Source organism: Sphingomonas sp. Leaf10 (assembly GCF_001421245.1).
GTDB lineage: Bacteria > Pseudomonadota > Alphaproteobacteria > Sphingomonadales > Sphingomonadaceae > Sphingomonas.
Genome location: NZ_LMKE01000009.1, coordinates 112,143 through 122,304, shown reverse-complemented (window position 1 = coordinate 122,304; position 10,162 = coordinate 112,143). Strand labels below are relative to the sequence as shown.

Sequence of the window (10,162 nt, the reverse complement as noted above, 5' to 3'; positions counted from 1 at the left end):
GGACAACGCATCTCATCCTCCCTGTCTCAACCCTCGGGAACAGACAAGAATCCAAAATGCTGCAGGTGTAAACAGTCCCCTGGAAGGGAGGGGTTAGGGGTGAGTGGGCGCGTGGCGCGCGCGCCGCTCCCTCATGGGCCGACCCACCCCCGCCCCCTCCCTCGTCAGGGAGGGGAGAGTGGGCGTTACGGATGCGCGACCTTGATTTCGGCCGCATTGGGTGCTTCCACCGCGCCGGCGGGCCGTTCCGAAAATACCGGATCGTGCGGAGCAGGGATCGTACCCTCATCCGCAATCCCCGCCGCGAACGATGCCGATGCGTCGGTGCCATCCACCTGATGCGCGGTGGTCGGCGGCGGTAGCAGCTTCACCTCGCTATCGCGCCGACGCGGGGTCGATCCGCGTAGCGACAGCAGCATGCCCGCCGCGACTCCGACGCCGCCCAGAATCGCCATCGTCGTCCATGGCCGCATCTGCGCTTCGAGCGCGAGACTCTGCTTGCGCACGTAAATGTCTTGGTTCGACCGTTCGCGGCCATCCTTGCGCGGCTCGAACAGATTGTCCTTGGCACCGGGCGTGGCCGGCGTGTCGATCGTTTGCGCCTCTTCCTTGAAGAACATTTCCATGAACCGATCGGCGCTGCGCGGCAGCAGGTTGCTCATCTTGGTCATCGCCATGCCGGTCCCGCCGACCGTCAGGTCGCGCTTGGGATGGGCTGCGGCGAAGCAGATCGCCTTGGCGACCAGTTCGGGGTCGTAGACCACCGGCGGCACCCGCGCCGGCTTGTCCATCCGGTTGCGGGCATGTTCGGGATAGGGGGTGTCGATCGCGGCGGGCTTGATGAGGGTCACCGAGATCGGGCGTCCTTCGGCCTCCATCTCCATCCGGAACGCTTCGGTGAAGCCCTGCACCGCATGCTTCATCGCGCTGTACGCGCCTTGCACCGGCACGGTCCGGTCGGACAGGATCGAGCCGAGATTGACGATCGCCCCGCCGCCCCGCGCGGTCAGTTCGCGCGCGGCATAGAGCGAGGCGGCGACGGTCGCGAAATAACCGACGTCGAACACCCGGCGCTGTTCGTCGATGCCGGTCTCCTCCAGCCGGGCATAGAGCGCGACGGCGGCATCGTTGACCCAGGTGTCGAACCCGCCAAACACCGATCGCGCCTTTGCACCGATCCGTTCGGGCGCATCGGCGGTGGTAATGTCGATCGCAAGGAAATCCGCCTTGCCGCCGCGCAGCCGGATCGATTCGACCGCCTCGCGCAACGCGTCCTCGTTGCGCGCGACCAGCAGCACCTTGGCCCCTTCGCGCGCGGCGCGGCGGGCGGTGGCAAGGCCGATGCCCGACGATGCACCGGTGATGACGATGGTCTGTTCGGACAGCGGCTTGAGCGTGACGGCCATGACGGGAACCTCCGAATGTCTGGATGGCGCGCTCAACGCGCGGCAACCGTCCGGGGTCCGGCTATCCTATTGTTCGAGAACCGCCATCCGTTCCGGCAGGATCGCCATCACCGCGCGGCGGGCGTCGCTGTCGATCGCGGTCCAGCGTCCAATTTCGTCTCGCGTCCGTCCGCAGCCAAGGCACCAGCCGGTGTCGGTATCGATCGAACAGACCAGCACGCACGGACTTTCGATCGCAACTGGCGCGACCGATTCGAACGGGTCGTCCACCCGATCAGACCGGGATGCGGACATTCAGGAAGGCGGGGAAGGGGCCGTTCCAGCCGCCATCCTCGACCGCGTCCTGCTGAACATAGCGGGCCGGGCGTTCGTCGCGGCGTTCGGGGGGGCGCTCCTCGCGTTCGCGGCGCGGGCGGCGTTCCTCGCGCTCGGCACGCGGCGCTCGTTCCGGCTCGGCGGCAGCAGCGGGACGCGTGCGGCGGCCACGGCGGGGCGTTTCCTCGACCGCTTCGGCCTCGATCGGCGCTTCCACCGGTTCGCCGCCCATCTCCAGCACCGGAATCTTCTGCCCGGTCAGCTTTTCGATATTGGCGATGTTTTCGGCATCGTCGGGCGTGACCAGCGTGTAGGCGACGCCGGTCGCACCACCGCGCCCGGTGCGGCCGATGCGGTGGACATAATCATCGGGATGCCACGGCGCATCGTAATTGAAGACGTGGCTGACGCCCTTCACATCCAGCCCGCGCGCGGCGACGTCGGATGCGACTAGGATCGACACGTCGCCCTGCTTGAACCGTTCCAGTTCGGCGATGCGCGCCGACTGGTCCATGTCGCCATGGATTTCGGCCGAGCGGAAACGGGCGCGTTGCAGGCTCTTGTTCAGCTCGCGGACCGTCGTCTTGCGATTGCAGAAGATGATCGCAGTGCGAACGTCCTCCTGTGCCAGCAGCGTGCGCAGCACTTCGCGCTTCTTGGCGGCCGCGACCGGCACCACATGCTGGGTGATGTTCAGGTTGGTCGATGCCGGGCGCGACACCTCGATCGTCTTGGGATTGTCGAGGAACTTGTCGGCCAGCTTCTTGATCGGCGGCGGCATCGTCGCCGAGAACAACAGCGTCTGCCGTTGCTTGGGCAGCTTGGTGCAGATTTCCTCGATATCGGGGATGAACCCCATGTCGAGCATCCGGTCGGCTTCGTCGATGACCAGCATCGAACAACCGGTCAGCAGGATCTTGCCGCGGGTGAACAGGTCCATCAGCCGGCCCGGCGTCGCGATCAGCACGTCGACGCCCTTTTCGAGCGCGGCCAGCTGATCGCCCATCGACACGCCGCCGATCAGCAGCGCCATCGACAGCTTGTGGTTGGCGCCGTACTTCTCGAAATTCTCGGCGACCTGCGCGGCCAGTTCGCGCGTCGGTTCGAGAATTAGCGAGCGCGGCATCCGCGCCCGGCTGCGACCCTGAGCCAGAATGTCGATCATCGGCAGGACGAACGATGCCGTCTTGCCAGTGCCGGTCTGGGCGATGGCGACCAGATCGCGCATCATCAGCACCGACGGGATCGCCGCCGCCTGGATCGGGGTCGGTTCGGTATAGCCCGAATCATTGACGGAACGCAGCAGTTCGTCGGACAGGCCGAGATCGGCGAAGGTCATTGCGGTTCCATGGCTGGGGAACGCAACAGGCCCGCGCTCCGGTAAATCGGACCGCGCGTCGCGGAAAATGCCGGAAAAGTCAAGTTTGGCGTATGCGTTGCCTGCAAATCAGCGCGCCGGGACCAGCGCACGGAACTGCGCGATGCGGCACTGGCCGCCGGTGCGCGATCGGATGACGTCGCGCGAGGCGCACATCCGCCCGTCGCTGCTGGGCTTGATATACATGCCCGAATAGAAATCGAGCGAGGGGCAGTCGTCGGCCAGCCGCGCGCGCACCCGTCCGCCGCCGTTCAGCAACAGGTCGACGCTGTCGGTACGGCTGATCGTCACCGCCGCGACATTCTGGACCGGCAGGCAACGGTCGGTACGCTTTTCGACCCACTGGATCGGCGGCAGCGCGCGCGGCGCGCTGAACGCGACGGGGGCGAAGGGCGCACGAGGGACACGGATGATCATCCGCTGGATCCGCACCTCGGTCCGAACCGTCGTCGGTGTCGCGGGAGCATCGGCAACACGACGCTGCGCAGCGCCGGGCAGGGCGAGCATCAGCAACATCGCGGTCGCTGCGGGAAGCGGCAGGGCAGTCACGCTAACAACATCTCCGATCGGAATTTAACCGCAGATGAACTGGTCGCAAGGGGGTTCGCGGTGCTACCGCGTTATCCATGATGTTGTCGCCCGTCGCCGCGATGGTCGCCGATGCGCGTGAGGCGCTGGGTGACCGGATCGTCACCACCGATGCTGATCGGATCGCGCCGTGGCTTACCGACTGGCGCGGCCGGTACCATGGCAACAGCGCCGCCCTGTTCGAACCTTCCGCTACGGAACAGGTGGCGCAACTGGTCGCGCTGGCCGCCAGACATGCCGTGCCGATCGTGCCGCAGGGGGGCAATACCTCGATGGTCGGTGGGGCCACCCCGCCTGCCGATGGCGCAGCGGTGCTTCTGTCGCTGCGACGGATGGACCGGCTGCGTCGTATCGATTCGGGACAGGCGATCGCCGAAGCCGGCGTCATCCTCCAGAACCTGCACGAAGCCGCCGCCGACACCGGACAGCGATTCCCGCTGACACTGGGTGCGCGGGGCAGCGCCACGATCGGCGGGTTGGTGTCGACCAATGCCGGTGGTACGCAGGTGCTGCGCTGGGGCAATATGCGGCGGCTGGTGCTGGGCATGGAGGCGGTGCTGCCCGACGGCTCGATCCATGACGGACTTGCGGCGCTGCCCAAGGACAATCGCGGGTACGACCTGACGCAATTGCTGGTCGGGGCGGAGGGGACGCTGGGCATCGTCACCGCCGCGACGCTGCGGCTGGCCCCAGCCATTGCCGAACGCGCCGTCGCCTGGGCCGGGATCGCCGATCCGCAGGCGGGGCTGGACCTGTTACGAGCGATGCAGGCGGTGACCGACCGGATCGAGAGTTTCGAGATCATCCCCGCCGACACGCTGGCACTGGCCGTCGCCCATGTGCCGGGCGCGCGCGCACCGCTGGCGGACGATCATCCTTGGCATCTGCTGATCGAAGCGGTCGCGGCCCCCGGCGAGTCGCCGCCTGCGCCACTGCTCGAAACGCTGCTCGCCGACGGATTCGCGGCCGGCCTGATCGGCGACGCGGTGATCGCCAGCAGCGAGGCACACGCCGAAGCCTTTTGGCGGTTGCGCGATTCGTTGTCGGCGGCGGAAAAGTCGACCGGACCGGCGGTCCAGCACGATGTCTCGGTGCCGGTCGACACCATGCCGGGCTTCATGGTCGAGGCGGCGGCAGCGGCGGAGGCGCGCTTTCCCGGCACCCATGCCACCGCCTTCGGCCATCTTGGCGACGGCAACGTCCATTTTCACGTCCGCGCGCCGGCCGGTGCCGACCCGACGCGCTGGTATGCCGAGGATGCGAGGGTCGTCACCCGCTTCGTCCATGACGCGGTGACGGCGGCGGGTGGGTCGATCTCTGCGGAGCATGGCATCGGCCAGATGAAGCGGGACGAACTCGAGCGGCTGGGGCCGCCCGCGCGCCTGGCGGCGCTGCGTGGGATCAAGGCCGGGCTGGACCCGCTCGGGCTGTTCAATCCGGGCAAGCTCGTATCGCTTGCGCCCCGCGCGACCAACCCATAGACGGTGGCACGAGGTACGCCCGGGGGGGCGGCCGTCCGGCCAAATAGTCGGGCAGAATTGAGTATCTGGAGACCCTGAAATGGCCAGCGCGCCGCAGAATCAATCGCTTCCGCTGTTCTACAACAATCTCGAACCGCTTTCGAGCCAGACGCACGGCAACTGGAAGGTCCGTTCGTCGGATCGTGCGCCGTTCCTGACCGGGCAGCATGCGATTCCCGTCACCGTCGAGGAATTTCCGCTGGTGCAGCGCCGGATGCCGATCGTGTTCTCGGTCGGTGACGATCCCGTGCCGCTGGCGCTGATGGGCCTGAACGAAGGCGTCAACACCTTCCTCGACGACGAAGGCCGGCTGATCGACCAGGAAACCTATATCCCGGCCTATATCCGCCGCTACCCTTACCTCCTCGCCCGCCTGCGTCCCGATTCGGACGAGCTGTCGCTGTGCTTCGACCCGACGTCGGACGTCATCGGCCCGTTCGAGGATGGCGAGCCGCTGTTCGACGGCGACCAGCCGAGCGAAGTCACCAAGCAGATCCTCGCCTTCAACGAACAGTTCGAGCAGGCCGGCCAGAAGACCGGCATGTTCATGAAGGAGATCAAGGATATGGGCCTGCTGATGGACGGCGAAGTGTCGATCCAGCAGGAAGGCGCCGACCAGCCCTTCGTCTATCGCGGCTTCCAGATGGTGTCGGAAGAGAAGCTGAACGAACTGCGCGGCGACCAGCTGCGCAAGATGCAGCAGTCGGGCATGTTGCCGCTGATCTTCGCCCACCTGTTCTCGCTGTCGCTGATGCGCGACGTGTTTGCGCGCCAGATGCGTCAGGGCAAGGTGCAGCAGCAGCCGGTCGCGGTTCCGACCTTCTGATGCGCGGCGCCCGGTCGTTCCACGCCCAGCGTTATGCGCGCGGTGCGATCTTCTTTCACTGGATGATCGCGTTGCTCGTGCTGGTCAATCTGTGGATCGGCCTGGTCGGCGGATCGATGGGCGTCCACAAGGCGGTCGGCATCACCGTGCTGGTGCTGACCGCCGGGCGCATCGTCTGGCGTATCGCCAACCCGCCGCCGCCACTGCCCGCCTATGTCGCGGGCTGGGAGCGGCTGGCGGCGACGTGGACGCATCGCCTGTTCTACCTGTTGCTGATCGTCCTGCCGCTCAGCGGCTGGGCGATGGTGTCGGGGGCGAAGCGCTACCCGCTCGATTGGTTCGGGCTGTTCCCGATCCCCTATCTGCCGATCCCGCCCGCCGTCGCCGGGGTCGGGCATGAGGCGCACGAGCTGCTCGGCCTGCTGATGGCCGGGCTGGTCGCGCTGCACGTCGGCGCGGCGCTGCGGCATCGGTTCCTGCTGCGCGACGGCATCGTGTCGCGCATATTGCCAAGCGGTCGCCGGACGCGCTGAGACGCGTTGCGATAAAGTCACGGTCAAATGCAAAAAGGCTCTTGAAGCCGTTCGACCTGCTTCCTAAATGCTGGCTACACGGTTCGATGTCCCCCCTTTCGTTGGACCGTGCGGCGCGTTTCACGCGCCTCCTCCCTGAACCTTGGCCACTCCGTGTTTTGCACGGGGTGGCTTTTTTCTTGGGGCTATTCCGCCGCGATGCGGCGGGTGGCGTCCAGCGCGAAATCGGTCAGCCGGTCGATCACCATGCGCACCAGCGCGATCGTGTCGTCCAGGCCCGCACCCGGCAGGTCGAGCGCTTCGTCGAGATAGAGGCTGCGGTCGATCTCCAGTTGCAGCGCATGGACGTTCGCGCGCGGCCGGGCATGTTCCGACAGGATGTAACCGCCGGCATAGGGATGGTTCATCGCCAGCGGTAGCCCCAGATCGCGCACCACCGAAGCAACCATATCGGTCATGCGTCCGGGGGCGGTCCGCCCATAGCGGTCGCCCAGCACGATCCGCGCGGGGGCCAGCCCGACCAGCGGCGGCATCGAATGCAGGTCGAGCAGGATCGCGATGCCGAACCGGGCGTGCGCTGCCGCCAATGCCGCCGCCAGCGCCGCATGATAGGGCGCATGGTCGTGCGTGATCCGCTCGGCCACTTCGGCGTCGGTCAGCTTGCGCCGCCACATATTTTCGGCCCCGCCGCCCCGGCGCGGGATCAGGCCGATGCCGCTGCGCACCTTGTCCGATGGCGACAGGCCGGCGATGCGCGGTTCGGCACCGGCATCGACCTGCGGATCGCGATCGCGCAACGGCGATCGGTTCAGGTCGATCCAGCCGCGCGCGCGCATCGCGACCAGCATCGTCTCCCCGCCATGCGCACCCAGCGCGACCGCATCGACGTGGCGGTCCTCCAATGCCGTCAGCAGCGCGGCCGGTACGGTCAGCAGCGACAGCATCGCCGGTGGATAGTCGCGCCCGGCATGCGGCACCGACACCACCACCGGCGACACCGGATCGGGCGGGCCGAAGCGGCGAAAGGACGTGGGCAAGGCGGGGACCATGTCCCGTACAGGATCACGGGTCACCGCACTTGTCGAGCATATCGCTGGAAAATCTTAACCCGGCCGGGCATAATGTCGCCGCTCTGGTCGAAGGGGTTGGGATGTACAGGATTTTGCTGGCCGAAGACGACCAGGTGATGCGTGAGTATCTCACGCGCGCGCTGGAACGTGCCGGCTATGGCGTCAGTGCGGTCGATCGCGGCACGGCGGCAATCCCGCTGCTGCGGACCGAATCGTTCGACCTGTTGCTGACCGACATCGTCATGCCCGAAATGGACGGCATCGAACTGGCGCAGCGCGCCGGCGAAATGGTGCCCGACCTGCGCGTGATGTTCATCACCGGCTTTGCCGCAGTCACGCTGAAGGCCGGGCGGCAGGTGCCGCACGCCCGCATCCTCTCCAAGCCGTTCCACCTGCGCGAACTGGTGGCGGAAGTCGATCGGCTGTTCGCGGAAGAAAGAGTCCCGACCAGCAATTAAGCGCTTGTCAGGCGGCAATCGCGCCGCTAACAGCGCCACTCCGGTTTCGCTCTCGCTGGAAACAGAGAGAGCGCCGGGCGCGTAGCTCAGTGGTAGAGCACTGTGTTGACATCGCAGGGGTCGCAAGTTCAATCCTTGCCGCGCCCACCATTTAGAAAGCCCGCTAGGTCAATGACTTAGCGGGCTTTTTCTATGCCTACGACCTTCCCGTCGTCGCTGCCGGTTGCGGTAAAGCTGCGGTAAAATGCCCCCGGCGCCAGCTTTTCGACCTCGTCGATGATCGCTTCGATCTCGCGGCGAGCGGCCGAAAGATAGTCCGGATCGAACGGCGCATAGATATCGCTGACGCTGTCGAATCGGTCGTGGCCCAGCATCATTTCGATTTCGGTCCAGTCCGCCTTCGCCATCCGGTCGCGCAGCAGCTTCGCCATGGAACGCCGGATCAGCTTCGTCCCGGCCTCGCCATCGCCGGGCAGGTCGAGGCGTTCGGCCATCGTGTCCCATGCCGACCGGATGCTGTTGATGGGGATCAGGAACCCGGTCGTCGCGTCGAGCCACGGCGCGAACTGGCGTGCGACCGGGATGATCGGCCGGTATTTCTTCGTCTGCCGCCGGTTGGCCGGATTGAGCGCGAGGATGCGCCGGTCGCTGTTCCACTGCCGGCGGTCTGGCGTGGTCGAGATATCGAGGATCGCGTCGGGTCGGGCGAGGGTCGCGACAGCGGCGCGCAGGAAGTTCAGTAGATGACTACGATAGACCCGGTGGCGGGCGAGCCACTTGGCAGTCGTGTCGGGCTTTTCATCAAGCGCGAGCGCGTAGCGGAACATGCTGGCGATCTGGGCGACGCTCGACCGATGTTGCGGCGTGCGGTTCAGTTCGCGGACGGGGGTCGCCCGAAATTTGGCGGCGGCCGGCGTGTCGCCGCGTCGGTGCGCTTCGTTGATCGCGGCCGCCAGTTGCAGGACGCTGTTCTCGATCGTCGCCAGCGAGCGTTCGCGGGTCTTTCCGGTCGGCGAGACGATCGGCTGCGCCAGTGCCCATTTGCGGAAGCGCTCGACCCATGGCCCGTCGATCTGCGAGCAGCGGACCGCGACCTGATCGGTCGCGACCAAGTAGGCGACGACGTGGTTGAGGCGGGCGCGGATGGCCTCGATCGACGGCTTGTCAGCGGCCAGTACCAGATAGTCGGCGATGGCCGATGTCAGCGCTGCGCTGCCGCTGCCTTGTCGGACTTGGCCGCAGGTCGGGCAGATTGCTTCGCCCTGGGTGTGTTCGAGGTAGTGGCGATCGAGCGCAAGCCGCCCGGCCTCGTCGCTGCTTGTGCCCGCGCTAACGCTTCGCTCGCGCTTTCGCTCGACATCGTACCAGCAGATTTCGAGGTTGGCTCGGTCAGGCCGGCGGATAAGCTTGTATTCGCCCCGCTGGTAGATCGGTTTCGGGCGCTTCGTTGCCGGCATTGGTCTCTCTGGCATTCTTCAACGGCGAGTCTGAACGTCGCATAGGCTCCTGTCGAGACGAACAGGTCAAGGTCGGCGGCCGAAAGCTGCATGCCCTTGCCCGATTCGATTTTACGGGACAGGCGGCGGTCGAGGTCGGGAAGGGTCGTCATGCGGCGGCTCGATTGCTTGATTGGCGCAGGCGAAAGGCGGCGTTGGCGTGGGCCACGTCGAGGATGTTGCTGATGTGGTCGGGCGGGCGGGCGTGCCATGCGAGCGCGGCGACGGCTTCGGCGAAGTGCGCTGCCTCGGCATCCTCGCCATGGCGATCGGCCAACGCTCGGGCGCGATCGGCGGCGGCGTTCAAGTCCGTCCGCAGTTCGTGCGGATAGGTGCCTTCGGTGCCACCGCTGACGATCCATGCCGTCTCGGCGTCATAGGGTGGCTGGCCGGCGGCGATGCTGTCCCATTGCGCGACCAGCGCCGTCGCGACGCGTAGGCGGGCGGCGGCATCGGCTTCGGTCAGCCTTCCCTTTGCGACCTGTTGCGGGTCGAGCGTCCGGCGCTGTTCGAGGATGCGGCGCGCAGCGACCGCCAGTGCGGGCCAATCCGAAGCCAAGGGCGGCATCGGT

General features: G+C 66.6%; 11 protein-coding genes and 1 tRNA gene. 5 read left to right on the top strand and 7 right to left on the bottom strand.

The window, feature by feature from the left end; genetic code table 11:
• Positions 1–185 precede the first annotated feature (185 nt).
• The 4 genes from ASE59_RS09130 to ASE59_RS09115 form a co-directional block, all read right to left on the bottom strand.
• A complete protein-coding gene (locus ASE59_RS09130; protein ID WP_056455314.1) occupies positions 186–1,406 on the bottom strand; it encodes an SDR family oxidoreductase in 1,221 nt (406 codons plus the stop codon).
• A gap of 66 nt (positions 1,407–1,472) precedes the next feature.
• Positions 1,473–1,676, bottom strand: coding sequence for a DUF1289 domain-containing protein (locus ASE59_RS09125; RefSeq protein WP_235515705.1), 204 nt, complete (start codon positions 1,674–1,676; stop codon positions 1,473–1,475).
• 4 nt (positions 1,677–1,680) lie between these two features.
• Positions 1,681–3,060 carry a DEAD/DEAH box helicase gene (locus ASE59_RS09120; protein ID WP_056455310.1) on the bottom strand — a complete coding sequence of 460 codons (1,380 nt, stop codon included), beginning with the start codon at positions 3,058–3,060 and terminating at the stop codon, positions 1,681–1,683.
• Between the two features lie 108 nt (positions 3,061–3,168).
• Positions 3,169–3,648 carry a hypothetical protein gene (locus ASE59_RS09115; protein ID WP_056455308.1) on the bottom strand — a complete coding sequence of 160 codons (480 nt, stop codon included), beginning with the start codon at positions 3,646–3,648 and terminating at the stop codon, positions 3,169–3,171.
• Positions 3,649–3,725: 77 nt separating this feature from the next.
• On the opposite strand from ASE59_RS09115, the gene ASE59_RS09110 reads away from it, so the two are divergent.
• From ASE59_RS09110 to ASE59_RS09100, 3 genes are all read left to right on the top strand, one after another.
• A complete protein-coding gene (locus ASE59_RS09110) occupies positions 3,726–5,168 on the top strand; it encodes an FAD-binding oxidoreductase (RefSeq protein WP_056455306.1) in 1,443 nt (480 codons plus the stop codon).
• 79 nt (positions 5,169–5,247) lie between these two features.
• On the top strand, positions 5,248–6,033 hold the full coding sequence (locus ASE59_RS09105) for a SapC family protein (protein ID WP_056455304.1): 786 nt from the start codon (positions 5,248–5,250) through the stop codon (positions 6,031–6,033).
• Complete coding sequence (locus ASE59_RS09100; protein ID WP_056455302.1) at positions 6,033–6,566, top strand: cytochrome b; 534 nt, start codon at positions 6,033–6,035, stop codon at positions 6,564–6,566. The genes ASE59_RS09105 and ASE59_RS09100 overlap by 1 nt, the downstream gene beginning before the upstream one ends.
• A gap of 185 nt (positions 6,567–6,751) precedes the next feature.
• Here ASE59_RS09100 and ASE59_RS09095 read toward each other — a convergent pair whose 3' ends face one another.
• Positions 6,752–7,639 carry an N-formylglutamate amidohydrolase gene (locus tag ASE59_RS09095; protein WP_321163219.1) on the bottom strand — a complete coding sequence of 296 codons (888 nt, stop codon included), beginning with the start codon at positions 7,637–7,639 and terminating at the stop codon, positions 6,752–6,754.
• A 77-nt stretch (positions 7,640–7,716) separates the two neighbouring features.
• Here ASE59_RS09095 and cpdR point away from each other — a divergent pair, with 77 nt between their 5' ends.
• Together cpdR and ASE59_RS09085 are read left to right on the top strand one after the other, a co-directional pair.
• Positions 7,717–8,094 (top strand): cell cycle two-component system response regulator CpdR, encoded by a 378-nt coding sequence (gene cpdR / locus ASE59_RS09090; RefSeq protein ID WP_056455298.1) that lies wholly within the window; start codon positions 7,717–7,719, stop codon positions 8,092–8,094.
• Between the two features lie 75 nt (positions 8,095–8,169).
• Positions 8,170–8,244, top strand: a tRNA-Val gene (locus ASE59_RS09085).
• Positions 8,245–8,270: 26 nt separating this feature from the next.
• On the opposite strand, the gene ASE59_RS20230 is transcribed toward ASE59_RS09085, so the two are convergent.
• Both ASE59_RS20230 and ASE59_RS09075 read right to left on the bottom strand, forming a co-directional pair.
• Positions 8,271–9,551 (bottom strand): hypothetical protein, encoded by a 1,281-nt coding sequence (locus ASE59_RS20230; protein WP_200913204.1) that lies wholly within the window; start codon positions 9,549–9,551, stop codon positions 8,271–8,273.
• Positions 9,552–9,699: 148 nt separating this feature from the next.
• The gene (locus ASE59_RS09075; protein WP_056455296.1) at positions 9,700–10,158 is read right to left on the bottom strand and encodes a hypothetical protein; all 459 of its coding nucleotides are present in this window, start codon (positions 10,156–10,158) and stop codon (positions 9,700–9,702) included.
• Positions 10,159–10,162: the final 4 nt, after the last annotated feature.